General features: G+C 69.7%; 26 protein-coding genes and 3 pseudogenes. 13 read left to right on the plus strand and 16 right to left on the minus strand.

The genetic code is table 11. From position 1 onward, the window contains the following. Positions 1-281 precede the first annotated feature (281 nt). Complete coding sequence (locus ABCR94_RS24660) at positions 282-1,799, plus strand: IS1634 family transposase (protein WP_347122220.1); 1,518 nt, start codon at positions 282-284, stop codon at positions 1,797-1,799. 88 nt (positions 1,800-1,887) lie between these two features. On the opposite strand, the gene ABCR94_RS24665 is transcribed toward ABCR94_RS24660, so the two are convergent. The 5 genes and pseudogenes from ABCR94_RS24665 to ABCR94_RS24690 all read right to left on the minus strand — a co-directional run bounded on the left by ABCR94_RS24665 (position 1,888) and on the right by ABCR94_RS24690 (position 5,354). Then, positions 1,888-3,480, minus strand: coding sequence for an IS1182 family transposase (locus ABCR94_RS24665; RefSeq protein ID WP_347118091.1), 1,593 nt, complete (start codon positions 3,478-3,480; stop codon positions 1,888-1,890). Positions 3,481-4,274: 794 nt separating this feature from the next. Next, positions 4,275-4,367: pseudogene (locus ABCR94_RS24675) on the minus strand (transposase); the annotation flags it as partial. A 130-nt stretch (positions 4,368-4,497) separates the two neighbouring features. Then, positions 4,498-4,770, minus strand: coding sequence for a hypothetical protein (locus ABCR94_RS24680; protein ID WP_347122221.1), 273 nt, complete (start codon positions 4,768-4,770; stop codon positions 4,498-4,500). Positions 4,771-4,812: 42 nt separating this feature from the next. Continuing rightward, the gene (locus ABCR94_RS24685; protein WP_347122222.1) at positions 4,813-5,061 is read right to left on the minus strand and encodes a DUF2933 domain-containing protein; all 249 of its coding nucleotides are present in this window, start codon (positions 5,059-5,061) and stop codon (positions 4,813-4,815) included. A gap of 26 nt (positions 5,062-5,087) precedes the next feature. Next, positions 5,088-5,354, minus strand: coding sequence for an SHOCT domain-containing protein (locus ABCR94_RS24690; RefSeq protein WP_347122223.1), 267 nt, complete (start codon positions 5,352-5,354; stop codon positions 5,088-5,090). 211 nt (positions 5,355-5,565) lie between these two features. On the opposite strand from ABCR94_RS24690, the gene ABCR94_RS24695 reads away from it, so the two are divergent. The 4 genes and pseudogenes from ABCR94_RS24695 to ABCR94_RS24705 form a co-directional block, all read left to right on the plus strand. Further along, positions 5,566-8,367, plus strand: coding sequence for a heavy metal translocating P-type ATPase (locus ABCR94_RS24695; protein WP_347122224.1), 2,802 nt, complete (start codon positions 5,566-5,568; stop codon positions 8,365-8,367). A 6-nt stretch (positions 8,368-8,373) separates the two neighbouring features. Then, positions 8,374-8,568: a metal-sensitive transcriptional regulator gene (locus tag ABCR94_RS39180; RefSeq protein WP_521977717.1), complete on the plus strand. Its 195-nt coding sequence runs from the start codon at positions 8,374-8,376 to the stop codon at positions 8,566-8,568. Next, positions 8,565-8,702, plus strand: a complete 138-nt coding sequence (locus ABCR94_RS39185) for a metal-sensing transcriptional repressor (RefSeq protein WP_521977719.1) — start codon at positions 8,565-8,567, stop codon at positions 8,700-8,702. The genes ABCR94_RS39180 and ABCR94_RS39185 overlap by 4 nt, the downstream gene beginning before the upstream one ends. Before the next feature lie 406 nt (positions 8,703-9,108). Continuing rightward, positions 9,109-9,414, plus strand: a pseudogene (locus ABCR94_RS24705) (multicopper oxidase domain-containing protein); the annotation flags it as partial. A 125-nt stretch (positions 9,415-9,539) separates the two neighbouring features. Here the strand turns inward: ABCR94_RS24705 and pspAB are convergent. From pspAB to ABCR94_RS24725, 4 genes are read right to left on the minus strand one after another with little or no spacing between them, the layout of a single operon-like run. Continuing rightward, complete coding sequence (gene pspAB, locus ABCR94_RS24710; RefSeq protein ID WP_347122225.1) at positions 9,540-10,118, minus strand: PspA-associated protein PspAB; 579 nt, start codon at positions 10,116-10,118, stop codon at positions 9,540-9,542. 17 nt (positions 10,119-10,135) lie between these two features. Further along, positions 10,136-11,050, minus strand: a complete 915-nt coding sequence (htpX, locus tag ABCR94_RS24715; protein ID WP_347122226.1) for a zinc metalloprotease HtpX — start codon at positions 11,048-11,050, stop codon at positions 10,136-10,138. Positions 11,051-11,055: 5 nt separating this feature from the next. Then, entirely contained in the window at positions 11,056-11,334 is a 279-nt protein-coding gene (gene pspAA / locus ABCR94_RS24720) for a PspA-associated protein PspAA (protein ID WP_347122227.1), read from the minus strand. Next, positions 11,331-12,107 (minus strand): PspA/IM30 family protein, encoded by a 777-nt coding sequence (locus ABCR94_RS24725; RefSeq protein ID WP_347122228.1) that lies wholly within the window; start codon positions 12,105-12,107, stop codon positions 11,331-11,333. Before ABCR94_RS24725 ends, pspAA begins: the two co-directional genes overlap by 4 nt. Before the next feature lie 401 nt (positions 12,108-12,508). On the opposite strand from ABCR94_RS24725, the gene ABCR94_RS24730 reads away from it, so the two are divergent. From ABCR94_RS24730 to ABCR94_RS24740, 3 genes are all read left to right on the plus strand, one after another. Further along, entirely contained in the window at positions 12,509-12,988 is a 480-nt protein-coding gene (locus tag ABCR94_RS24730; RefSeq protein ID WP_347122229.1) for a YflT domain-containing protein, read from the plus strand. 332 nt (positions 12,989-13,320) lie between these two features. Further along, on the plus strand, positions 13,321-13,587 hold the full coding sequence (locus ABCR94_RS24735; protein ID WP_347122230.1) for a type II toxin-antitoxin system Phd/YefM family antitoxin: 267 nt from the start codon (positions 13,321-13,323) through the stop codon (positions 13,585-13,587). Next, the gene (locus ABCR94_RS24740; protein ID WP_347122231.1) at positions 13,580-13,843 is read left to right on the plus strand and encodes a type II toxin-antitoxin system RelE family toxin; all 264 of its coding nucleotides are present in this window, start codon (positions 13,580-13,582) and stop codon (positions 13,841-13,843) included. Before ABCR94_RS24735 ends, ABCR94_RS24740 begins: the two co-directional genes overlap by 8 nt. A gap of 192 nt (positions 13,844-14,035) precedes the next feature. On the opposite strand, the gene ABCR94_RS24745 is transcribed toward ABCR94_RS24740, so the two are convergent. Continuing rightward, the gene (locus tag ABCR94_RS24745) at positions 14,036-14,215 is read right to left on the minus strand and encodes an alpha/beta hydrolase (RefSeq protein ID WP_347122232.1); all 180 of its coding nucleotides are present in this window, start codon (positions 14,213-14,215) and stop codon (positions 14,036-14,038) included. Between the two features lie 45 nt (positions 14,216-14,260). Between ABCR94_RS24745 and ABCR94_RS39190 the strand changes: the two are divergent. From ABCR94_RS39190 to ABCR94_RS24760, 4 genes and pseudogenes are all read left to right on the plus strand, one after another. Beyond that, a pseudogene (locus tag ABCR94_RS39190) lies at positions 14,261-14,386 on the plus strand (MmyB family transcriptional regulator); the annotation flags it as partial. A gap of 68 nt (positions 14,387-14,454) precedes the next feature. Beyond that, positions 14,455-14,814: an MmyB family transcriptional regulator gene (locus ABCR94_RS24750; RefSeq protein ID WP_521977845.1), complete on the plus strand. Its 360-nt coding sequence runs from the start codon at positions 14,455-14,457 to the stop codon at positions 14,812-14,814. 202 nt (positions 14,815-15,016) lie between these two features. Further along, positions 15,017-16,288, plus strand: coding sequence for a PP2C family protein-serine/threonine phosphatase (locus ABCR94_RS24755; protein WP_347122233.1), 1,272 nt, complete (start codon positions 15,017-15,019; stop codon positions 16,286-16,288). A 94-nt stretch (positions 16,289-16,382) separates the two neighbouring features. Continuing rightward, a complete protein-coding gene (locus ABCR94_RS24760; RefSeq protein ID WP_347122234.1) occupies positions 16,383-16,595 on the plus strand; it encodes a hypothetical protein in 213 nt (70 codons plus the stop codon). 70 nt (positions 16,596-16,665) lie between these two features. On the opposite strand, the gene ABCR94_RS24765 is transcribed toward ABCR94_RS24760, so the two are convergent. Genes ABCR94_RS24765 through ABCR94_RS24775 form a run of 3 tightly spaced genes read right to left on the minus strand, consistent with a single transcriptional unit; the run spans position 16,666 to position 19,901 of the window. After that, positions 16,666-17,475, minus strand: coding sequence for a hypothetical protein (locus ABCR94_RS24765; protein WP_347122235.1), 810 nt, complete (start codon positions 17,473-17,475; stop codon positions 16,666-16,668). Then, complete coding sequence (locus ABCR94_RS24770; RefSeq protein WP_347122236.1) at positions 17,472-18,098, minus strand: RNA polymerase sigma factor; 627 nt, start codon at positions 18,096-18,098, stop codon at positions 17,472-17,474. The genes ABCR94_RS24765 and ABCR94_RS24770 overlap by 4 nt, the downstream gene beginning before the upstream one ends. Before the next feature lie 36 nt (positions 18,099-18,134). Next, on the minus strand, positions 18,135-19,901 hold the full coding sequence (locus tag ABCR94_RS24775; protein ID WP_347122237.1) for an FG-GAP-like repeat-containing protein: 1,767 nt from the start codon (positions 19,899-19,901) through the stop codon (positions 18,135-18,137). A gap of 391 nt (positions 19,902-20,292) precedes the next feature. Between ABCR94_RS24775 and ABCR94_RS24780 the strand changes: the two genes are divergently transcribed. After that, a complete protein-coding gene (locus ABCR94_RS24780; protein ID WP_347122238.1) occupies positions 20,293-20,790 on the plus strand; it encodes a DUF1877 family protein in 498 nt (165 codons plus the stop codon). A gap of 6 nt (positions 20,791-20,796) precedes the next feature. Here the strand turns inward: ABCR94_RS24780 and ABCR94_RS24785 are convergent, their stop codons facing one another. From ABCR94_RS24785 to ABCR94_RS24795, 3 genes are all read right to left on the minus strand, one after another. Next, positions 20,797-21,387 (minus strand): hypothetical protein, encoded by a 591-nt coding sequence (locus tag ABCR94_RS24785; RefSeq protein ID WP_347122239.1) that lies wholly within the window; start codon positions 21,385-21,387, stop codon positions 20,797-20,799. 158 nt (positions 21,388-21,545) lie between these two features. Further along, entirely contained in the window at positions 21,546-22,052 is a 507-nt protein-coding gene (locus tag ABCR94_RS24790; protein ID WP_347122240.1) for a hypothetical protein, read from the minus strand. A 73-nt stretch (positions 22,053-22,125) separates the two neighbouring features. Beyond that, on the minus strand, positions 22,126-22,836 hold the full coding sequence (locus ABCR94_RS24795) for a DUF4328 domain-containing protein (RefSeq protein WP_347122241.1): 711 nt from the start codon (positions 22,834-22,836) through the stop codon (positions 22,126-22,128). Positions 22,837-22,956: the final 120 nt, after the last annotated feature.

Raw genomic sequence — 22,956 nt, forward strand, 5'->3', positions numbered from 1 at the left:
TCACCCGCTACACGTTGAAGCGGAACTCCATCACGTCGCCGTCCTAGACCCGGACTTCGCGGGTCGTTGATTCGTATGGTGTGACCGGCTCGGGGGTGTCCCCGGGCCGGGGTGTGGCGTTGGGTGGGGTGTGTCGAAGACTTCCCGGTCCCCGCGGCCACGGTCTCAGCGTCAGCGCTTTGAAGTAGCGGTGACGTCGGTGGTGGAGAAACGTCTGGGCGCTCTGCCTGTCGTTTCCCGAATTCACTCGTCGGCTGGATCTGGCCGGGATCATCGACGAGGTGTGCCCTGGTGGCGTCAGCGCCCTCGTGACGCACGGGCAGGTCATCGAGGCGCTGGTGGCCAACCGGCTGACCGCGCCCGCACCGTTGGTGCGGGTCGGGGACTGGGCTCGCACCTGGGCCGTGGAGGAAGTCTTCGGGATCGAGCCGGGCCTGCTCAACGACGACCGGCTGGCCCGGGCTCTGGATGCGATCGCTCCGCATCTGGAGCACATCGCCGGGACGGTCGGGGCTAGGGCGATCGCCGAGTTCGGCATCGATGTGTCCCGTCTGCACTGGGACATGACCAGCATGTCCGTCCACGGCGCCTATCCGGCCGAGGGCCAGGACGAGGATTTCCCGGTCATCGGCTACGGGCATCCCAAGGACCGGCGGGTGGACCTGAAACAGGTCCAGGCCGGGCTCGCGGTCTCCGCCGACGGCGGTATCCCGGTCCATGCCCGGGTCTTCGGCGGCCCGGCGGCCGAGGTGTCCCAGGTCGTCGGCGCGATGAAGGACCTGCGCACGATGGCCGGCACCCGCGACTTCCTGATGATCGCCGACTCCAAGCTGGTGTCCTACTCCAACGTCGCCGCCCTGCTGACGGCTGGGGTGCAGTTCGTCGCTCCGGCCCCGGCCGCGCAGGTCAAGGACGAGGTCTATGCGGCCCTCGACCTCACCCGGGCCACGACCGTGGACTGGGTGCCGGGCAGGGACGCGGGCAAGGCAGCCGTGCAGCGCGAGAGCTACCGGGTGCTGGAGGACACCCACGTCCTGAAGGGGGCGAGGAAAAGCGACCCCGAGCTCACCGTGCGCCGGATCCTGGTCCACTCCACCGCGAACGCCGCCGGCCAGCAGGCCGCTCGGGACAAGCGCCTGACCAAGGCGGCCGAAGACCTCGGCAAGCTCGCCGGTGCGGCCGGCGGACGGCACTACAAGAGTGCCGAGAAGATCGCCGCCCGCCTCGGTGTGATCGCGGCGAAGCGTCGTGTCGCTACCTGCCTGCGCTTTCACCTCACCGAGGACGAGCACGGCGTCCCCGCCCTGGACTGGCACTTCGATGAGGGAGTCCTGGCCGCCGAGGCCGCTGTCGACGGCTGGTACGCGCTGCTGACCTCGCTGCCCGCCGAGGAAGCCGACCCCAGCCAGGTCCTGGTCCACTACAAGGGCCAGGGCGCGGTCGAGCGCCGCTACCACGACTTCAAGGGGCCGCTCGCGGTCGCGCCGGTCTTCGTGCAGCACAACCGGCGCGTCGCCGCCCTGATCCAGGTCATCTGCCTGGCCCTGCTGGTGTTCTGCCTGATCGAGCGGCAAGTCAGACAGGCCCTGGGCCCCGAGCAGACCATGACCGGCCTCTACCCCGACAACCGCCGGGTCCGCCCCACCGGCCGCATGATCTTCTACCACCTCGGCGAACTCACCTTGCGGATCGGCCACATCACCGACCCACCCACCGTCCAGATCACCCGTGGCGTTCAACTCCACCTCCTCGATCTCCTCGACACCGACATCGGACAGACCCGCTGGCCACAGACCTGAAACGGTGACCCGCGAAGTCCGGGCCTAGAAGGCTGCTGAAAATCTTGTTGAGGGGGCTGTCCGGCCGTGGGCCGGGTGGCCCTCTTTGTTATGGGGTGGCCGGGATGAGGGTCCAAGTGCCGTTGACTCGGGTGAGTCCGAGTTTGATCAGTCGGCGGAGGTTGAGTGCGGCGGCGCGGTGGTGGAGGGCGATGTTGTTGGCGATGACGCCTCGGTGGCGGACGCGGCGGTGGCCGTGGGCGACGAGCCAGGCGATGGCGCGTTCGACCGGGGGCCGCCAGCGGCGGTACTCCTCCTGCCAGGTGGTGTCGGTGGCGGCCTGGTGCCGGGCGGCGGCGAGGAGTGCGTGCTGGGCGTGGACGTTGAGGGCGCGTCCGGTCTTGGAGGTCGTGCAGCGTTCCCGCAGCGGGCAGCCGGCGCACTGGCGCTTGAACTGGGCCGTCCGGTTGCCGTCGGCTTTGACGCGGCCCAGGTTCGCGGTGTTGCCGGCCGGGCAGGTCACCGTGCCGGCCTCGGTGTCGACGTGGAAGTCGTCGATGGTGAAGCCGCCGGGGACGGTCTGCCGCAGCGGTGGCGGTTTGATCACCGCTGTGTGGCCGGCCTCGGTGAGTTGTTCGCGCAGGGCGCCGGTGCCGTAGGCGGCGTCCCCGAGCACGGTCAGTGTCTGGCCGTCGGCAGTGTCCTCGTCGGCCAGCAGGTCGAGCGCGACGGCGGCTTCGTGGTTGCCGGGGCCGTGGCCGCTGGTCAGGGCGACGGCGGTGAACAGTCCGGCCTCGGGCTCGAAGGAGACGTGTCCCCGGAAGCCCTCCTGGTGGCGGGTGCGGTTCTTGTGGATGTGCCGGGCGTCGGGGTCGACAGTGGACACGGTGCGGTCGGGCACGGTGCCCCGGGTGATGCGCCAGCGTCCGTCGGATCCGTCGGAGTCCTCGGCGGGCTCCACGTCCTGCCCGGCGACCAGGGCGAGCAGGCCCATCGCGTTCGCCGCTCTCTCGCCCAGCTCGCGTTCGGGCAGACGGCCCAGGAGGTTGAGGGCGTCGGTGACCAAGGCGTCCACCAGCGCGGCCCGGGCCGCCCCGTCGTTCCAGGCGATCTTCGGTTTGCCCGGGTCGGTGTAGTCGTGGGCGGTGCACCACTGTCCGGCGACCGTGACGGCGCCGGGGACCTCGCGGATCACCCGGCGGATCGCCGAGACGATCTGGGTGACGGTGTCCTGGGTGGCCACAGCGTCGTCCAGGACGGTGGAGTCCAGCGCCCGCCGCGTCCTGCCCTTCAGCACCCCGGTCGCGGCCACGACCTCTTTGACCTTGGTAAAGATCCGCGTCGGGTCGCCGGAGCGGGCAAGCCGACGCCGGAAGTAGGTCAGCAACGACGGATCGAAGGCCATGTCGTGCAGGCCCAGCCCGCAAGCCGCCTTCCACCGCAGATCACAGCGGAGTTCCTGGACCGACTCGAAGTCCGACAGCCCGGTCAGGGACTGCAGCACCACCGTCGAGGCCAGCACCTGCGGCGGCAGCGACGGCCGCCCGTTGGCCGACGGGTACATGTCCGCGAAGAACTCCGCAGGGAACAACGCCTCCCGGTACTCGGCCAGGAACGCGTACACGCTCCCTGCCGGGATCAACTCCCGGCAGGTCTCCCACACATCCGGCCCGACCGGCTCCCCGGCCCATTCCCCCTGCATGCCTACAAGGCTGGCCCCGGACCTGCCGGCCCGGGGCCAGAACGCAAAAGATTTTCAGCAGCCTTCTAGATCACGTACCACGTGGCCTCCATGCGGGCCGCCCCTCCGGCCCTCCGGCGAGAAATCAACCTCTGGCGCAGCCGCCCGCAGGGGCCAACCCTGCGGGCTGGACGCATGACCAACGCGTGACCAACAGCGGCCAGGAACAGGCAGAAACACCCAGATGAGGGCCGATCTAGACGGTAAGCAGGAACCTGCACCAGGATGACAAAATGCCTGGTCAGAGGCCCTTTATTGCTCAGCCCGACCAGGGGTGGCGACCCCGGTCGTCTTTCGGCTTTTCCGCGCTCTGACCAGGCAATATCCAGAGCGCGGGGCTTATGCATGACCAACCGCGTGACCAACGCATCCGGGTGTTCACTCGATCCTCCCCAGGCCAATGCGCGGCGCCGTCCCCGATGCGAGCTTCCGGGCCCCCTCCACTCTGCGCTTGCCGTACTGGGCGCGCGGCGCCGCGACCGTACTGGTGGAGAAGCCCGCCACACTCCACCCCGCCGCCCTGGAGCCGGCACCGGAGGACACTCAGATCTTCGTGGGCTTCCAGCCGCACTTCGCCCCCGGCATCGCCCAGCTGCTCCACCAGGCTCCCGAGGTGCGCCGGGCCGCGGTGAGGCTCGTGTGCCGCCGGGACCTTGCGTACTACCAGCGGTGGCGCACCCGGTACGCCAAAGCCGGGACCGGCGACCCGCGATCCGCCCCCAGCAACCTGGCGTTGCGCCAGGCCCCGGCGTTTGGGCGTTGGAGTTGGGGAAGATCTGGACGACGTCGGTGCGACGCTTGACCTCGCGGTTGATCCGCTCCAGGGGGTCGGTCGATTGGATCTTCTTCCGGCACTGTAGGCGCCCATCGCCCGCCAGTCCCGTTTGCTCTTCGGGGGGAAGAAGCTCGCGGCGAAGACGATGAACAGCAGGGTGTTGAGCACCACCAGCGGCCACAGGCCGTACGCGGCATCAGCCATCACGTTCTCCTTGAGGCTGCTCGGTTTGTGGCCGGCCTGCGCCGGCCGCGGGCGAGGCCGCTCATCCGGCGCTGGTAGGTGTCCGCGTCGATCCGGCCGTGCAGGCGCAGGCCGACACACCATTGCTCAGCGCCTTCGAGGGCAGCTCGCCGCCCTCGAAGGCGTGCCAGCGGAGGGCAGCGGGGTTCGTTCGGCGTGATCAGGCGCACGATGTCGTAGCTCACGGCGGCCAGGATCAGCGTGCCGATCAGTGCGGCTATCAGGGCGCTCATGGCGCTCTCCTGGCCATGCCGTCGACGCGGGGATCCGGCCGGTTACGGCCGGCCTCCGGGGTGCTGGTGGTGGTCGTGCTTGCGCAGCGGATCGTTCTGGTCGGTGTGCTGGTCGCCCTCGCCGTGGCCGCCGCCGTGCATGCCACGCATCATGAAGAACATCATCAGCGGGCAGGCGACGCCGATGGCGAGGAGGGCGAGGGTGCCCAGGGGCATGCCGAGTACCAGGGCGCCGACGAAGGCGATGGCGACAGCGATCGCGTACAGGCCGTAGTTCCGGTTGGTCTTCATGGCCGGTCCTCCCCCTTGGGAGGTCGTCAGGGTTTGGTGAGCGGGCCGGAGGAGCGCAGGGCAGCCAGGCGTCGCTGGTACTCCTCCTCGTCGATCTCGCCGCGGGCGAACCGCTCGCCGAGCAGCTGCTCGGGCGAGGGCCCCGCGGAGAGGTGGGTGTGCTCGGGAGCGCGGTTCAAGGCGCGGAAGAGCAGGACCGCGGCGGTGATGATCAGCGCCCAGAACAGGATCATGCTGGCCGACATCGCGAACCAGCCCCAGCCGCTGACGTCGTGGTCGTACCAGAACATCATCGCGTTTCACTTCCCCAGGGCTCCGGGGCCGCGGGCCTGAGGCCCGCCGTCCCTCGTTGAGGGTTCCTTCTCAATAACCACGGTCCTCTGCCCGGCCCCGTGCGCACAGGATCGACAGGTCCTCCTCGTGAGGCCGTTCCGCCCCTACCTGGTAAGGGTAGGCGCCGGGCAGACTAAGTGCGTAAATAGGTATAGAGAGGACAGGTCTGCCATGGGTGTCGCCGATGTCGTCGTGGTGATCTCCGCCGCTGTGCTGATCGCCGGTCTGGGCTGGTTCTTCTTCGGCCCGCGCCGGGCCCGCACCGCGCGGATGGAGGGCGGGGTGCAGCGGGTCGAGGTGACCGTGCGGGGCGGCTACAGTCCCGATGTCATACGGGTCCGGCAGGGGGTGCCGGTGGAGCTGGTTTTCGACCGGCAGGAGAGCGGGGAGTGCACCTCCCGGGTCGTCTTCCCGGACCTGCGGGTCAGTGCCGGGCTTCCGGCGTACGCGCGCACCACCGTGCGCGTCAGCCCGGAGAAGGCCGGTTCCTTCGGCTTCGCGTGCGGGATGAACATGATCCACGGCACGCTGCTGGTCGAACCGGGCACAGGGCCGGACACCACGGCTGTGGCCCCCGCCGGCGGCCGGGAGACTGCTGCTACCGGAGGCGCCTCCGTCGCAGCGGGCGCAGTGCCGGGCGGCCAGGGCGGCACGGCGGCTGAAGCGGAGGCTGGCGAGGTTGCCGAGCGGCGCGCTGAGATCGCGGACCTGAGCCGCCGGGTCGCGGCGGGCGCGGTGCTCACCCTGCCGGTGCTGTTCGCGGTGATGGCGCACGAGTTGTTCGGCGCCGACTGGGTGCCGGGCTGGCTGCTGAACCACTGGCTGCAGCTGGCTCTGATCACTCCGGTGATGTTCTACACCGGCTGGCCGATCCACTCCACCGGCTGGCTGACCCTCAAGCACCGCAGCGCGGACATGAACTCCCTGATCACCCTGGGCACTTCGGCAGCCTACGGATACAGCCTGCTGGTCACCCTCGCGCCGTCGTTGCTGCCCGAGGACGTGCGGGAGGTGTACTTCGAGGCGGTCGGGGTGATCCTCACCCTGATCCTGCTCGGCAGGCTGCTGGAGGCCCGCGCCAAGGCTGGCACCGGCGAGGCCATCCGGGCACTGCTGGGCCTGCAGGCCCGTACCGCACGCGTGCTGCGGTACGGCACCGAGGCCGAAATCCCCGTCGAGGACGTCGTCGTGGGCGACGACGTGGTCATCCGGCCCGGCGAGAAGATCCCGGTCGACGCCGACGTGCTGTCCGGTTCCTCGGCGGTGGACGAGTCGATGGTCACCGGTGAGCCGATGCCGGTCACCAAGCGCGCAGGCGATACGGTCATCGGCGCCACGGTCAACGGCACCGGGTCCTTGCGGGTGCGCGCCGCCAAGGTCGGCGCGGACACGATGCTGGCCCAGATCGTCCGGCTGGTGCAGCAGGCCCAGGCGTCGAAGGCGCCGATCCAGCGGCTGGCCGACGCGGTCTCCGCCTACTTCGTGCCCGCCGTCATCGCCGTCGCCATCGCCACCTTCGCGCTCTGGTACACGGTCGGCCCGGCCCCGGCGCTCACCCTCGCCCTGGTCTCCGCCGTCGCGGTGCTGATCATCGCCTGCCCGTGCGCACTGGGCCTGGCCACCCCGCTGTCCATCATGGTCGGCACCGGCAAGGGCGCCCATGCAGGCATTCTCATCCGCTCCGCCGAAGCCCTGGAGACCGCCCACAAGCTGGACACCATCGTCCTGGACAAGACCGGCACCGTCACCGCCGGAAAGCCCGTCCTCACCGACGTGCGGCCGACTGACGGATTCGACGAGGCCGGGTTGCTGTCGCTGGTGGCAGCCGCCGAGGCCGACAGCGAACACCCCCTCGCCGCCGCCATCGTCACCAGCGCGCGGGACCGGAACCTCACCGTGCCGGCAGCGAACGGCTTCGACTCCGTCACCGGCAAGGGCGTGCAAGCCACCGTGAACGGCCGCGCCGTCCTGGTCGGCACCGCCCGGCTGCTCGCCGATGCGGGCATCGACACCACCGCACTCGCCCCTGCCGCAGCCGCGTTCTCCGCCGAAGGCAAGACACCGGTGCTCGCCTCGGTCGACGGCCGGGCGGCCGGGGTGCTCGCGGTCGCCGATACCGTCAAGGACGACTCCGCATCGGCCATCGCCGCGCTGCACCGGCTCGGCATCGAGGTGGTCATGCTCACCGGGGACAACGCCCGCACCGCCGCCGCGATCGCCGCTCAGGTGGGCGTGCGCCGGGTGCTGGCCGAGGTACTTCCTGAGCACAAGGCGGACGAGGTCCGCCGCCTGCAGGGTGAGGGCCGCATGGTGGGCATGGTCGGCGACGGCATCAACGACGCCCCCGCCCTCGCTGCCGCCGATGTCGGGCTCGCGATCGGCACCGGCACCGATGTGGCCATCGAGGCCGCCGACATCACGCTCATCTCCGGTTCCCTGACCGGCGTCGTCACCGCGATCCGGCTCTCCCGGTCCACCATGCGCAACATCCGGCAGAACCTGTTCTTCGCCCTGATCTACAACGCCGTTGGTATACCCCTCGCCGCCGGAGCCCTCTACCCGCTGTGGGGCATCCGGCTCAGCCCGATCATCGCCGCCGCGGCCATGGCCCTGTCCTCCCTGTCGGTTGTCGCCAACGCGAACCGGCTGCGCCGCTGGCGCACCGCCCCGCTGCCGTCCGCACCAATGTCAACGGTCGTGCCGGGGACCGAGATACCGACCGACCACACGCCACCACCCGCCCCGACACCGGAGACCGAAGCGAGCAACGATCGCGACAACCAACACGAATCCACCACCACGGTCACAGACCTGGTGTGCGGGATGCAGATCGACCCGGACGCCGCCGCGGAGCGCCATGTGATGGACGGACGGTGGTACTACTTCTGCTCCGCCGGCTGCGCCGCCACCTTCTGCGCCGACCCGGACCGTTACCGGGCACCTGCGGCACCTGGCACGCCACGAGAGAGATGAGACCAGGTGACCACCGTCCCCGACCACGCACACACGCCGGACCCGGCGCCGGGCGTGGCCCCGCGCGGCTGCGCCGACCGCAAGTCCGACCATCTCGCCCGGCTGCACAAGGTCGAGGGCCAGGTGCGCGGGGTGGCCCGCATGGTCGACGACGACCGGTACTGCATCGACGTCCTCACTCAGATCAGCGCAGCGCCGTGACCCGAGCCCTGCGGGAAGTCGCGCTCGGCCTGCTGGATGACCACGTGCGGCACTGCATGACCGACGCCGCGCGTGCGGATCCGGCTGCGGGCGGGACCAAGCTCGACGAACTCGCCCTCGCGCTGCACCTGTGACCGCCTCCGCGCCCCGCAGGGCAGGCAAACCCCGCAGGGGTACATTGAGCGAGCGGCGAGCTCCCACCCACGGGGCTCAGAGCAGAGAAGCCAGGTGAAGGACATGGCGATCCGGACAGCCCGCACGGGCGCCGTCCGCTGGGCGCGCGGCGCCGTCATCGCCCTGTGCGCCGCCCTGGCCGTGCTGGTTCACCATGAGACGGCCGCGGTCGCCGTCTCCTCCCCGCCGTCCACCACGCATTCCGGGCACGCCATGCCGCGCATGGCCACCTCTTCGTCCGTTTTCGCGATGCCGATGAGCTCCGCTGCCGACCACACGCGTGTGCTCGGCGCGAACGCGTCCGCCCACGGTGTCGATCACGGCGCCTGCGCCACCCCGGGCATGCAGCACTGCACCACCGCGAGCTGGGCCATCAACGGCAAGCCGTTCGACGTGGCGAACCCGGACGCCAACCCGATCCTGGTCGAGGAGGGCCAGCGGGTCCGGCTCGACTTCGTCAACGACACCACCATGTGGCACCCGATGCACCTGCACGGCCACACCTACCAGATCGGCGACTTGGGCCCGCGCAAGGACACCGCGATCGCCCTGCCCAAGAAGAAGCTGTCCGTCCTCTTCGACGCCGACAACCCCGGCCAGTGGATGCTGCACTGCCACAACGCCTACCACGGCGAGGCCGGGATGATGACGAACGTCGCCTACCAGGCATGACCTGACGGCTGGGTGACACGCGGCGTACTTGCGTGCCACCCAGCCGCGCTGCCAGGGGAACCCCGCCGAGCGAGCGGGCAGACCCGAGTGGTAGCCCCGCGCGCGCTGGGACCGCGAGCGGCAGGTCACAGGCCAGGGGCGCCCCACAGCGGGAACCAGCGGGTCAGGTCCTGCTCGATGCGCAGCTCGTCCTTGACCGTGGCCTTGACCTGGAGTTCGAGCGGGTTGTCGCGTTTGTGGCCGGGCAGGGGTGCGAACGGGTAGAAGGTGCCGCGTTTGTAGAGGTAGACCAGCGAGAGGGGGCGCAGCTCGGCGTCGTGGAAGGCGACCAGGGAGCAGAGCAGTTGCGGACCGAAGCCGCTGTCCTGCAGGGCGGTGTTGACCGCGTGCAGGTCGCCCACGAGGGCGGGCAGGCCGCCCGGGTCACGGCGGGAGAGCAGCCACGAGTAGCCGTATTCGTCGCGGCTGAACTCCACCGGTACGCCGCCCCGTTCGGAGTCCGCATCCAGAAGGGCTCGTACCTCCTGCTGAACTTGCGCGAATGCCCCGCCCTCGATGGTGGCGAAGCACACCGAGCCCGCACCGGTCGGGGTGAAGCCGGCGGCCGCCTGGAGGGTGATCGCCGCCGAGGGCAGTCCGAAGAGCTGGTCCAGGTCCGGCTTGACCGGCTTGCTCCGGGCGAACAGGACATCCAGGAAACCCACGGGGACTCAGCTCCTTTTCATGGCGTCGGGCCGCCTGGCTCGCCCAGTTCGGCGGATATCTCCGCGAGCGCCTCCAGCCGGCGTTCCAGGCTGGGGTGGGTGGAGAACATGTTGGCCAGCGCCGTGCCGGGCCCGAGGGCGGGGGTAAAGAAGAACGCGTTGAACGCCTGGGCGGTGCGCAGGTCCTGGGTGGGGATTCGGGCGATGTCGCCGCTGACTTTGGTCAGCGCCGAGGCCAGGACGGAGGGTTTCCCGGTCAGCATGGCTGCGGCGCGGTCGGCGGCCAGTTCGCGGTAGCGGGACAGTGCCCGGATGAGCAGGAAGCTGATGGCGTAGACGAGGGCGGAGACCGCCATCACGATCGCGAGCAGTGCGGCGGTGTTCTGGTCCCGGTTGCGCCCGCCGAACAGCTGCGAGTAGAAGGCGAAGCGGACGATGAGCCCGGCGATCACACCCAGGAACGAGGCGATGGTGATCACCGCGACGTCGCGGTGTGCGACATGGGAGAGCTCATGGGCGAGGACGCCTTCGAGTTCCTCGGTCTCCAGGCGGCGCAGCAGTCCGGTGGTGACGCAGACCACGGCGTGGTCTGCGTTGCGGCCGGTGGCAAACGCGTTGGGCAGGTCCATCTCCGAGATGGCTACCCGCGGTTTGGGCATGTCCGCAGTGGCGCACAGCCGGTCGATGACCCCGTGCAGCTGGGGCTGTTCCTCAGCTGTGACCAGGCGGCCGTGCATCGCGTACAGGGCGATCCGGTCGGAGAACCAGAACTGCGCAATCAACAGCCCGGCGGCGATGACGACCACCAGGACGACGGACTTGAGCAGCACGATCAGCGCGGCGATGAACGCCACGTACAGCAGCCCGAGCAGGAACATCGTGATCACCATGCGGGCAGTCAGCTGCCGGTCGGGCTCGAAACGGCTGCGCATCGCCATCACCCCGGGATCAGGCCCTCGCCCGCGAGCAGCTCCCGCACCTGCGTGAGACTGGTGCCCTCATCCGGCAGCGCCAGGTCGGAGGGCATGATCGTCTCGTCGGGCAGCGGCGTGCCGAGGCTGCGCACCGCGTCCAGCAGGGCCGACAGGGCGGCGCTGAACGCTACCTCGTCGTCTGTGTCTGCGGCTGACTGCAGGACGGAGTCCAGCTTGTTGAGCCGGTCCAGCTGCTCTTCGGCGATCTCGTACTGGCCCTCGCCGAGAATCCGCATGATCATGATGTCGCCTCCTGGTCCGGCGGGCTCTTCGGGGGTTCTGCGCCCTCCACAGCCGCCGGGGTGGAAGAGGCCGGGAGCTGGGCCTTCATCCGGGCCAGCTCGATCTCCACGTCCTGGCCCGCGGTGACGGCCTCAAGCTCGGCCTGGATGTCGTCACGGCCAGCCGGCAGGGTGGCGTCGTCCAGCGCGCCGGAGGCGATCAGCTCGTCCAGCGCGCCCGCGCGTGCCTGCAACTGCTCGGTCTTGTCCTGAGCGCGCTGCATGGCCAGGCCGACGTCGCCCATCTCCTCGCCGATGCCGGTGACGGCCTCGGTGATACGGGTCTGGGCCTCGGCCGCGGTGTAGGTGGCCTTGATCGTCTCCTTGCGGGTACGGAACGCATCGACCTTCACCTCGAGGCGCTGCGTGGCCAGGGTGAGCTTCTCCTCCTGACTGCGCAGCGACGCCTGCTGGCCCTGCAGATCGGTGATCTGCGAGGCCACGCCCGTGCGGCGGCTCAGCGCCTCACGGGCCAGATCCTCACGCCCCACGGCGAGCGCCTGCTGCGCCTGGCCTTCCAGCTTGCCGCCGGACTGCTGCAACTGGCTGATCTGCAGCTCAAGGCGCTTGCGGCTGGTCGCCACATCGGCCACGCCGCGCCGTACCTTCTGCAGCATCTCCTGCTGCTGGGTATAGGAGTAGTCCAGGACCTCGCGCGGATCCTCGGCTTTGTCCAACGCGTTGTTCGCCTTGATCCGGAACAGGGCGGCGATGCGGTGCGCGATGCTGGTCATAGCGGTCCGCCTCCTCTCGACGGGGGTGAGCGATCAGCCGGGCCACGCGACGTCGGCGGGCACCTTCAGGGTCCGGCCCCGTGGTCTGGGCCGCAACCTCGGCTCTGGGGCCATCCTTGCTCCGCGATGCAGAGCGGGGGTAGGGGACAGCGGCCCAGCCCGAGGGGCCGGTCGGGCCCTGTTGCTGGTCCCTGCCCGAGGAGCAGGCTCGACGAAGCCGGACGGCACCGCCGGGCAGAGTCACTGTTCGGCAGCCGGCCGCCCGGTTGGGCCCGCTTTCTGCGTCCATCCTCGAAGTCGCCGCCATGCCGTTTGCGCCCCACGCGCCTCACCCACCGCGGTGTCCGTTGCACGGGACGTGGCACGGGCGCAGGCTGCTCAATGACTATGGGAGTCCTTCGATGACCCAGCACCCGCCCACCGAGGCGGTCGACCGTCCGGTCGTCGGCTCGTACCCGACCTACGCCGGCGCCCAGCGCGCGGTCGATTTTCTCTCCGACAGCAAATTTCCGGTGGAAAACACCGCGATCATCGGTTCGGACCTGCGCATGGTGGAAACCGTGCTCGGCCGACTCACCCGCGGCCGGGCCGCCTTGGCGGGGGCCGGCACCGGCGCCTGGTTCGGGCTGCTGATCGGGCTGTTGCTGTCAGTGTTTTCCGCCGGCAACCACCACGTCCTGGTCCTGATGCTGAGCGGGCTGGCCTACGGCGCGCTCTTCGGCGCGGTCTTCGGTTTCGCCGGTCATGCCCTCAGCGGCGGGCACCGCGACTTCTCCTCCCGCAGCCAGATCGTGGCCGCCCGCTACGACGTGGTCGCCGACACCGAGGTCGCCGAGGAGGCCAAAAACCTGCTGATCAAACTGGCCGGGCGCGAAGACTGACCCGCGCCCGGCGCCCCCGTCGGTCACGTTCGCCTGCCGGTCACGCAGGCAGGGCGGCGGACACCACACCCTCGATGCGGGCCGCCCCACCGGCGAGTTATCAGCCTCTGACGCAGTAGCCCGCAGGGGCCGACCCGACAGGTTGGACGCGTGGCCAACACGTGACCAACCGGCCAGGCGCCTCATGTAATCCTAGCCAGCCCGGTGGGCTGAGCCGTCCCGGATCGCCGCCGGCCAGGAGAGGTGTGAGCTCTACCGCACCCAACAGGAACCTGGAGGGGGGCGGCCAATCGCCATTGTGTACACATGGAACATCCGGTACCTTTGAGCGTATGACGCAGATGCCCATAGAGTCCATCCGTGACGTCCGCGCGCACCTTGCCGAAGTCGTCGAGCGGGCCGATCGCGATGACCAGCCCACCGTGATCACGCGACGAGGAAAAGAAGTCGCCGCCGTCGTCTCGATCGATGTCCTGCGAAAGTACCAGCAGTGGGAAGAGCGCGAGATCAATCGCATCATCGACGAGCGGATGGCGAACCGCTCGGTCGGCGTCCCCATCGAGGACATCATGGAGGAGACCCTGGCGCGCAGTGAGTGAGTACCGCACCGTCTTCCGACCCGAGGCGCAGACCGAGCTTCGGAAAGTCCCCCGCGACATGGCGCTGCGCATCCTGGCCAAACTGACGGAACTGGAGAGCGACCCGCTCGGATTCAGCACCACGGCGCTCGTGTCCCAACCCGATCGCCGTCGCCTCCGGGTCGGCGACTACCGCGTCACCTACACCATCGACAACGGCGAACTGGTCGTATGGGTCGTTCACGTCGGACACCGCTCCACCGTCTACGAGACGTGAGGCCCCATCCATAACTCGCCGCGAGCCGTGGCCAACCCACCTCCCCCCAGCACGGGACGAAAGAAGAGAGCTTCGGGGTCCGCCCCTCCGGGGGTTGACCGGCCTTGTCAGCTCCGGCGTGACCGCCGCCCCGCAGGAAAGATCATCACCAGTTACTGCTGAGTATTCCCCTCCGGGGAAGCATGGGTCACTTCAAAGGTTCTTCCGGAAGAACGTGGTCAACTTGTCGAACGGGATGAGGTTGACACGATCGTAGAGATCTACGTGTCCGGCGCCCGGCACAATCACCAGTTCCTTGGGCTCGGCGGCAAGCCGGTAAGCCTCGTGGCTGAACTCCTTGGAATGGGCCTTGTCGCCGGTGATGAAGAGCATCGGACGGGGGAGATCGTCTCGATGTCGTTGAACGGGTAGAAGTTCATGAACTTGCTGCAACGGGTCCTGGACGACCTCACCGCCACCCCGGCCGTCGTGCAGGGCCGACGCGGCGACATCCTCGCCTGGAACGCACTGGCCGCCGCCCTGGTCACCGACTTCTCCCGCCTCCCGGAAAAGCACCGCAACTATCCCCGGATCATCTTCACCGATCCGGCCATGCGCACCCTGTACGCCGACTGGGAGACCTCCGCGCAGATCTCCGTGGCGCAGCTGCGCATGGAGGCCGCGAAGTATCCCGAGGACCCCCGCCTGATCGAGCTGGTCGGTGGACTGTCCATGCGCGACACGACAAGCAGTTCGCCCGCTGGTGGGGCGATCACCACGTCGCCGCCCGCACTGTGGGCACGAAGACCCTCAGCCATCCGGTCGTCGGCGAACTCGTCCTGGACTGGGACACCCTCACCGCCAACACCGATCCCGACCAGAACCTGACCGTCTGGACCGCCGCCCCCGGCTCCCCCACCCACGAACGGCTGCGCATCCTCTCCTCCTGGGCCGCCGACCAGCACCTGCCCGCGTCGCCACAACTCACCTGACCCTGTCGGCCGCTTCCACGCCCCCGGCGGAGGGGTCCGTCGATGGCGGTCACCGAGCCCCTCAACTGCTCAGCTCCCGCGCCACGAGCGGGCTTCCCACGCCCGGCCCTGCAGTGGGGTAGCTTGCTTTCCCGTGCTCGCCCGAAAAGTCGTGTCACCGGGTATGTACTGAGGCGGGCACGCTAGCGGGAAGGGCGCTCCCATGCGGGACAGCGGAATCGACGGACTGGGTGAGGCACTGGCCGCGGCGGAGGCCGCGCCGCCGGTGGAATCCGTCGACGTCATCGCCGCAACGTTGCGAAGACAGCTCGGAGCCCGGTCGGTATCGTTCCTGATCACCGACTTCACCGGCACCTCCGTCGTCCGCCTGGGCGCCGCGGACGACATCGATCTGGAGCGTCCCGCAGATCCGATCGCCGTCCCTGGCACCGTGTACGAGAAAGTGATCCGGACCCAACGACCGCAGATGGAACGCATCGGGGAGGGTGCCTGGACCCGGGTGATCACACCGGTGACCAATCGCGGGGACGCCCTCGGGCTGCTGGAGCTCTATCTGCCCCACCACCCCGGACCGAACACTCTGCTGAAGATCAGCCGGAGCGCCCACGCCCTGGCATACATCATCATCGCGAACCGGCCCTTCACGGACCTCTACCAGTGGGGTCGGCGCACCAGCCCGCTGAGCCTGGCCGCCGAGATCCAGCACCGGCTGCTGCCCACATCCCTGGCCTGCGAAGCCGCCCAGTTCGCGGTCGCCGGCGCCCTGGAGCCGGCCGAGTTCGTCGGCGGCGACACCTTCGACTACGTCATAGACCGCGACCACGTCCAACTCTCCGTCACCGACGCCATGGGCCACGACGTGGACGCCGCCCTCCTCGCCACCCTCCTCGTCGGCGCCCTGCGCCGCGCCCGCAGACAGGGAGCCGACCTCGCCGAACAAGCACAGATGGCCGACCAGGCCATGGTCGAGCACAGCGGCGGCCGCTACGTCACCGGACAACTGCTGCGTATCAGCCTGCAAGACGGCCGGACCGAGTTCATCAACGCAGGCCACCCCTGGCCGCTGCGCCTGCGCGGGGGGAAGGTCGAAGAGATCGTGCCGACCATCGACATGCCCTTTGGTTTCATAAACCCGCACACCTACACGGTCCAGCACTTGGATTTGCAGGCTGGGGACCGGCTGATCATGCTCACCGACGGGATGCTGGAGCGCAGCGCAGCGGACCTCGATCTGCCTGCCCTCATCAAGAGCACTCAGGACCTGCACCCACGGGAGGCCGCCCGCGTCCTGATCGAGCACGTCGTCAACGCCCATGACGGGCTCCTGCACGACGACGCCACCGTGATGTGCCTGGACTGGTACGGCACCGAGTCCACCCGACGCGACGCCGACCACGGCGCCGACCTCACCGAAGCCTCCCCCACGGTCGGACAGCGAACCGCACCAATGGAGCCTCCAGACGCCCGGGGTTGAAGTCGCCCCTGGCCAGGATCATCCCGGCGACCCGCAGCGCTCCACCCACGTCAGCAGCGACGGACGCCGCCACGTCGATGCCATCGGCCCGTCCGTGATCCCCGGCTGGGAACTCGTCTACGACCACCCGGAAGACCATGCCCAGGTCATCCGCAGCGAAGAGAGCATCTACGCCCTGGCCTGCACGCTGCACCGGCACGCCAAGGCGCTGTCCACGCAGAACGAGGAACGCCCATGGCGCGAGAGCGGCGGATGGTGTCCCGAATGCGTGGCCAGACTTCCCCCCGTCGCAGACGAGACGCCCTGAACTGCCGGACCGGAAGGAAAGGCGCAGCATGCGCGACTGCTGTTCATCCTGGACCCCACAGCGCCTTCTCTTACGCCTTGTGCTTGGCCTTCGCTTTGGCCTTGTCCTTCGCTTTGGCCTTGTCCTTCGCGTTGTCCTTGGCCTTGTCCGTCGGAGCCTTGGACGCCTTGGACCCTTTTTGAGTCTTGGTCGGCTTCGGGGACTTCGAGGCCTTCGGGGGCTTCTTGCCCGCCGGGTCCTGCTGCCCGCCCTGCTCGCCCCGCTTCAGCAGCCGCTCGCAGTGCGCCTTCGCGCCCTTCTTGCCACCCTCTGCCGCTTCGAGCCGCTCGAATGCCTTACGTCCGTCCCCTCCACCACCGGCCGCCAGGTACGCACGGCAGACCGCCTTCCCCTTGCCTTCACCGCTCCCCGAGGGCCGCGGCGACCCCGCGGACGTGGGGTCGCCCCCGACCGCAGGACCCTCCGGGTTCCCCGGCAGCTCTCCGGGTGTCGCCGGCGCGCTGCTGGCCGGGCCACGGCCTGGCCGGTCGCCGTCCGGGCCGCCACTGATGCCGAACGGCGCCGGGATCGCCCCCGTCCCGGCGGCCAGCGCCACTCCGCCCAGCGTCACCGTCGCGGCGAGCGAGCCGAGCACCACCTTCAGGGACAACGCCCCGCGTCGCCGGGAAGGACGCCAGTCGTCCCGGCGGCGCCTCTGCCACCGGCGCTCCGCGGGGGCGGCGTGCGCACCGGCGTCGCGCGCCGTCCGGAAGGCGACGAGCGCCGCCTCGGCGGCAGCCTCGGCACCCGCGCCAGCAGGACGTCGTACAGCGGCCAGCAACGCCTCGACCTCGGGCGTCACCCGCTCCTGAGCTGATTCCCGCTTCCGCTGACGTCTCATGTCTCATCTTTCAGCGTGCGCGACGCCGAACATGTCACAGCACCCACCCGGCCGGAGGACAACTGCTCGGCCAGCCTCCTGAGTCCGCGGTGCGCAGATGTGCGTACGGACCCTCCGCGCTTGCCCAGCACCCGGGCCGTCGCGGGGCCGTCGAGGCCGACGACCACCCGCAGCAGCACCGCCTCCGCCTGCTCGCGCGGCAGGGTGGCGATCATCGCCAGCGCCCGGTCGGTCGACAGTGATTCGAGCGCCTCACCCGCGGTGTCCTGCCTGCCCGGCAACTCCAGTACGTCGTGCTCGATCAGCACCGTGCGGGGCCTTCGCTGCTGCTTACGCAGATGGTCGAGCGCCCGGTGCCGGGCGATCGTCGCCGTCCAGCCGCGGAATCCCGCCCCGTCGCCCCGGAACCTCCCCAGGTCCCGGGCGATCTCCAGCCAGGTCTCGGACGCCACGTCCTCGGCGTCCTCCCCCACCAGCCCCCGTACGTACCCGAGCAACCCCGGCTGCACCATCCGGTAGGCCGCGGCGAACCCGTCCTCGTCCCCCTGCTGGGCCCGCTCCACGGCGGCACCCAGCTCCACGTCGTACACCGGTGTACGGCGCCGCTCCCCGCCCCTGCCCACGCTTCCCTCTTCGTACTGACGTCGTGCCGGTCGGTGTCAGTGCAGCTCGCGGTAGGTGTTCCAGCCGGTGCCGAGCTTGGCCTTCGCGGTGAACTGGCCCGTGCCCTTGGAGGTGTAACTGAACAGCTCACCGGCGGAGTTGGCGGCGAGGAGATCCGCGCGGCCGTCGCCGTTGATGTCACCGGGGGCAGCCAGCTTGGTGTACTGCTTCCAGCCCGCGCCGATCGACTTCCGCGCCTTGAAGGGCGAGGAGGACTTGCCCGTACCGGCGTACAGGTACAGCGTGCCGCCCGAGGTGCGGGCGAGGACGTCGGCCCGGCCGTCACCGGTGAGGTCACCGGCGCCGACGAGCTTGTTGTACTGATTCCAGCCGCTGCCGACGTTGACGCGGGCGGCGAAGCCGGTGCCCGCCCCGTTGCCGCGCTGGAGGTAGAGCTTGCCGGAGCCGTCGCGCGTCAGCAGGTCGCCCTTGCCGTCGCCGCTGAGGTCACCGGGGCCGATGATGGTGTTGTACTGGCTCCAGCCGCTGCTGATGACGAACGGGCCGCCTGACTTGCTGGCGTTGTACAGCTTGTCGTCGAACACCTGCAGCAGATCGCTCCAGCCGTCCTTGTCGAGCGAGGACGCGTTTACGATCTTGGCGCCTCGCCAGCCGCCTTCGTCGCTGACCTGTGCGCGGGTGCTCAACTTGCCGTTGTTCAAGGACCAGTAGTAGTAGAGCGTGCCGCGGGTGTCGAGGCCGAGGATCTCGTTCTTGCCGAAGTCGGGGTTGCCGCCCGCTCCGACGAAGAACGCCACGAGCCAGCTCCTGCCGGCCAGCACCTTCGGGGCGAACTTCCCCGCGCCGTCGGCCTTGTAGAAGTACGCGTCACCGGCGGTCGTGCGGGCGATGACATCGCCCGAGACCCCGTCGCCGTCCCAGTCGTCGACACCGACGAGCTGGTTGAACTGGCCCCAGCCGGTGCCCACCGCAACGCGGGGCTTGAACGGGGAAGCGGCATGGCCCGTACCGGCGTAGAAGTACAGGTTGCCGTTGGCCGTCCGGGCGTACACGTCGCCGAAGCCGTCGCCGTTGGCGTCGTTCGCGCCAACCAGCTGGTCGAACTGCCCCCAGCCCGTACCGACCTTGACGCGCCCGCGGAAGGGGTTGGAGTCGACCGCGCCATTGGTCACGTACAGGTAGAGCTCGCCGGCCGGCGTACGGGCGAGCACGTCGCCCCTGCCGTCACCGTTGAGGTCGCCCGGCGCGAAGACCTTGTTGTACGCCTGCCAGCCGGTGCCCGACCAGGTGGCGCCCGTGCTGCCGTCCGTACCCGTGCCCCGGTGCAGCGAGAGCGTGCCGCTCGCCGACAGGCTCAGGAACTCGGGGAGGCCACTGGCGTCCAGGTCGCCGGGCGTGATGATGTCCTTGTAGAACTTCCCCCGCGCGCCGACGCCGAATTCGTGCGCCGCGCCGCCACCGGACGGATCGACGTAGAGCAGTCCGTCATTGTGCCGGTACATGAGGTCGGTGTAGCCGTCCCCGTCAATGTCGTTACGGGGCTTCGCGGCGCCCGCCGCGCCCACGCCCCCCGTGAACCCGTCGCGCTTGGCGGCGAGCTCGGGCCGGGTCAGGCTCGGCAGCGGCGAGGCGTCCGGTCGCGCCTGCTCGATCGTCGCACGGCGCGGCGCCTTGTCGTCGGCGCCGTCGGCCGCAGCCGGGGCGGACAGCAGCATGCCGGCCGAGAGTTCGAGCGCGGTGCAGGCGGCGATGCGCCGGGCACGCGTGGAGCGCGATCTGAATCTGCCGGAGTGGTTGGGCATGACGAAAGACAAAATCCCCCCCAGGGACCTGATTCCAGAACGGGTCGCAGGGCTCGCGGCATTGGCCCGATGGGCGACGCGGCAAACCACCCCCGTAGTGATCAGAATCTTACAACTGGGGCCAGAGAAACAGTAGGGATAAACGACCGCGGGTCTACAGGGATACGAGCGCGGAACGGACGCGAAACGGACGGCGATATTTCGCCTGCCGCCGTTCCCCGGCCCCATGTGTGACGTTTCAAGGCCGCGATGCGCTGGGTAAAGCAGGCCACCTCTGCGAGAGATGTGCCACAGGTGAACTCCCAGGAAAGGTGGGTCATTTGAGCCCGCGCGAGTCACACGCCCGCAGACCGGCCCCCGGCCGAACCACCCCCGTCAGCCGGAGGCAGTCATGACCATCCACCATTTCCACCTGCGCTCGGTTTCGTCGGCCGAACTGAGCACCGATCCCGAACGGCTGCGGACCTTCTTCGCGGACGACTGGAAAGTGGTCCGCTCCAGATGCGAGGCACAAACGGAAACGGTGCTGGCCGAGGACTACCTCGATGTCCATCGGCTGTACGTGGGCGCCCGGCACCCGCCGACCACCAGCGCCCCCGAGACCCTGCTCGTGCTCGGCGGCCGACCGGTGCCCTTACCCGGTGAGGGCCTGCCGCCGTTCATCGTCCTCATCCCCGCGCAGGTGTCGGCGGCAGCCGCGTACCTGTGCGCAGTGTCGTTCGAGACGCTGTGGTCCACCGCGTGCGAGGACCTGATGGCGCCGCACGGGCTGCTCTTCACCGAGGCGGAGCTGCGGAGCCACTTCTCGCTCGTCCACCAGCGGCTCACCGCCTTCTACACACGGACCTCGAACGAGGGCCGCGCGGTCGTGAAGTGGCTGCTGGTCTGACACCCCCTAACTCTGGCTGCGCGCCCGGCGCGAGGCCGCCGCGCGCAGCACCCGCTTGCCCTCGTTCGACAGCCGCAGGGCGTTGCTGAGGCCGCAGCCCGAGTCGTCCGCGAGCATGTCGAGCAGCTCTGTCTGGCGGCGCAGTTCGCCCGCCGTGAGCGGGGTGATGCCGTCAGTCTCGCCGTGCAGGTACGCCTTCGCGCGCACCCCGTCGTCGGGCGCCGCCGTCACCCCGTCCAACCGCAGATGGACTTCGAGCACCGCGGTCGAGCACTCCTCGGCCCAGGCACGCAGCTCGGGCCCGGTGTACGCGGCGGGGACCGCGTCGGCCATCCGGCGGGCGAATCCGGCCAGTTCGCCGGGGGCGTGCCCGGCGACGCGCTCAACGACGGCGGCGACCCTGCGCAGCCTCCCCAGCCACGCGTCGTCGCCCTCGACGGCGGACCACAGGGGCCGCAGCGCCAGATCCGTGTCGAGGCCGAGGCGGTCCGCCCCGTCGACGTACTCAAGCAGGGGCAGGCAGCGGTCCAGGCACGCGACGGCGCTCGCGGCCAGGCTCCGGTCATCGGCGCGGCCGATCAATTCCACCAGGCTCACGAAGACTCCTTCGGCACAGCGAGGCCCGCGCTGTGCGGGCCTTCATCTCGGACTGCGTAATGTGGCTTGATTACGTCACAGTCCCGGCCGGATGCGCCCGTTCCGGTTGCAGTTCCGGACGGTCGCAGACCCGGCGGGACGGTCGCAGACCCGGCCGGTTACAGACCCAGCCGGTCGAGAAAGAGCACGAAGAGCTCCTCGGCCAGCGGATCGGCCTCCGCGCGCAGCACATCGAGCAGGGGCTGCTCCGGTACGGTCCTGCCGGTCGCCGCGGCCCACTGGACCGCCTTCGCCGCCGCTCGCTCGGGCGAGAGGAACAGATCCTCCAGCCGCAGCCCGTCGGCGCCGAGGAACGCGGCCATCGCCTCCGGTCCCAGGCAGCCGAACCAGGATCCGGCGGCCGTCGCCGAGGTCGTCGCCTCCACGACCACGCAGTCGCTGTCCATGACAAAGGCGAACAGCGCGGGCGTACCCGTCTCGCCGCACACGCCGCGCGCGAGCGCGCCCATGTCACCGACCTGCGGTTCGCTGGGGTGGGCCCATATCTGCCAGCCGTCCGCCCGCGTCTCGTGGAGGGCCAGGTCGTCGCGCACTTCCGCGAGCGCGTCCAGTTCCACGAGCGGGCGCGAGCTCCTGCCCACCACGAAATAGCCCCAGAAACCCATACCGGCTCCCCCACATGTTCGACTTCACACTGCCTGTCGCATTCTGCCCGTGGGAGGCCGGTCCGGGGCGGGATCAGTTGAGAACGGGACGTTCCACGGGCCTGGGCGCGGCCTTCAGCTGCTGCATGCGCGTCAGCATGCGGACGAAGAGGATCGCGAACACGGCGGCGGTGATGTCGATGAGACCGTCGACGACGAGCAGGTCCATCGCGTTCTTGAGGTCGTCCGCCTCTTCGGCCCGGTCGTACGCGCCTGAGGCCACCCGACCGAAGAGGAGCGACACGACCCAGGCCGTCCACCACACGTCGAGCACGGCGCCCGACTCGCCCTTCGACTTCCCGAGCCCGTACGGGTCCCGCTTGCTCGCCGCCAGGACGTCGGCGGCGACCCCGCGCGGGATCCACAGGTTGCCGATCGGGATGAACCAGGCGCCGATCGCCCAGCCGGCCCCTCTGCGCTGGAGGTCGGGCGCGAAGATCCCGGCGTTGCGCCGCACCCGGAAGAACCAGACGACGAAGACGACGCCGCTCGCGGCCACCGTGGCGAAGTACAGCAGCCCCGAGACGCGCATCAGGGAGTCGACGCCCTCCAGCGCCTCATCGGTGACCACGTTCCCCGAGACGATGTCGCCCATCAGGCTCCGCATCCGCAAGGAAACGACGATCGAGAACAGATCGGCCACGATCACGGCGCCCAGCAGTGCCACGACGGCGTACGAGAGCCCGACCGGCGAGCGCAGGCCCGCCACGGGCCCGGCGGCGGACTCGGACGCGGCCCCGGGCACTGGCGTCGCACGCGCGCGTGGCGGTGGTGAGGCGTGGCCGGCGGCGACACAGCGGTCGCAGGGCTCCCCGCTTCTGGTGGCACTGTTCAGCTGACAGTTGGTGCACAGCATGGCTGAGCG

This window comes from Streptomyces changchenzhani (genome assembly GCF_039766235.1).
Classification (GTDB): domain Bacteria; phylum Actinomycetota; class Actinomycetes; order Streptomycetales; family Streptomycetaceae; genus Streptomyces.

What these genes read in the sequence shown, in the direction of transcription:
- ABCR94_RS24735 (WP_347122230.1), top strand. Translation starts at nt 13,321, where the DNA reads ATGACGCAGATGCCCATAGAGTCCATCCGTGACGTCCGCGCGCACCTT.
- ABCR94_RS24730 (WP_347122229.1), top strand. Translation starts at nt 12,509, where the DNA reads ATGACCCAGCACCCGCCCACCGAGGCGGTCGACCGTCCGGTCGTCGGC.
- ABCR94_RS24780 (WP_347122238.1), top strand. Translation starts at nt 20,293, where the DNA reads ATGACCATCCACCATTTCCACCTGCGCTCGGTTTCGTCGGCCGAACTG.
- htpX (WP_347122226.1), bottom strand. Translation starts at nt 11,050, where the DNA reads ATGCGCAGCCGTTTCGAGCCCGACCGGCAGCTGACTGCCCGCATGGTG.
- pspAA (WP_347122227.1), bottom strand. Translation starts at nt 11,334, where the DNA reads ATGATCATGCGGATTCTCGGCGAGGGCCAGTACGAGATCGCCGAAGAG.
- ABCR94_RS24725 (WP_347122228.1), bottom strand. Translation starts at nt 12,107, where the DNA reads ATGACCAGCATCGCGCACCGCATCGCCGCCCTGTTCCGGATCAAGGCG.
- ABCR94_RS24755 (WP_347122233.1), top strand. Translation starts at nt 15,017, where the DNA reads ATGCGGGACAGCGGAATCGACGGACTGGGTGAGGCACTGGCCGCGGCG.
- ABCR94_RS24685 (WP_347122222.1), bottom strand. Translation starts at nt 5,061, where the DNA reads ATGAAGACCAACCGGAACTACGGCCTGTACGCGATCGCTGTCGCCATC.
- ABCR94_RS24690 (WP_347122223.1), bottom strand. Translation starts at nt 5,354, where the DNA reads ATGATGTTCTGGTACGACCACGACGTCAGCGGCTGGGGCTGGTTCGCG.
- ABCR94_RS24665 (WP_347118091.1), bottom strand. Translation starts at nt 3,480, where the DNA reads ATGCAGGGGGAATGGGCCGGGGAGCCGGTCGGGCCGGATGTGTGGGAG.
- ABCR94_RS24790 (WP_347122240.1), bottom strand. Translation starts at nt 22,052, where the DNA reads ATGGGTTTCTGGGGCTATTTCGTGGTGGGCAGGAGCTCGCGCCCGCTC.
- ABCR94_RS24680 (WP_347122221.1), bottom strand. Translation starts at nt 4,770, where the DNA reads ATGAGCGCCCTGATAGCCGCACTGATCGGCACGCTGATCCTGGCCGCC.
- ABCR94_RS24695 (WP_347122224.1), top strand. Translation starts at nt 5,566, where the DNA reads ATGGGTGTCGCCGATGTCGTCGTGGTGATCTCCGCCGCTGTGCTGATC.
- ABCR94_RS24765 (WP_347122235.1), bottom strand. Translation starts at nt 17,475, where the DNA reads ATGAGACGTCAGCGGAAGCGGGAATCAGCTCAGGAGCGGGTGACGCCC.
- ABCR94_RS24775 (WP_347122237.1), bottom strand. Translation starts at nt 19,901, where the DNA reads ATGCCCAACCACTCCGGCAGATTCAGATCGCGCTCCACGCGTGCCCGG.
- ABCR94_RS24745 (WP_347122232.1), bottom strand. Translation starts at nt 14,215, where the DNA reads ATGCTCTTCATCACCGGCGACAAGGCCCATTCCAAGGAGTTCAGCCAC.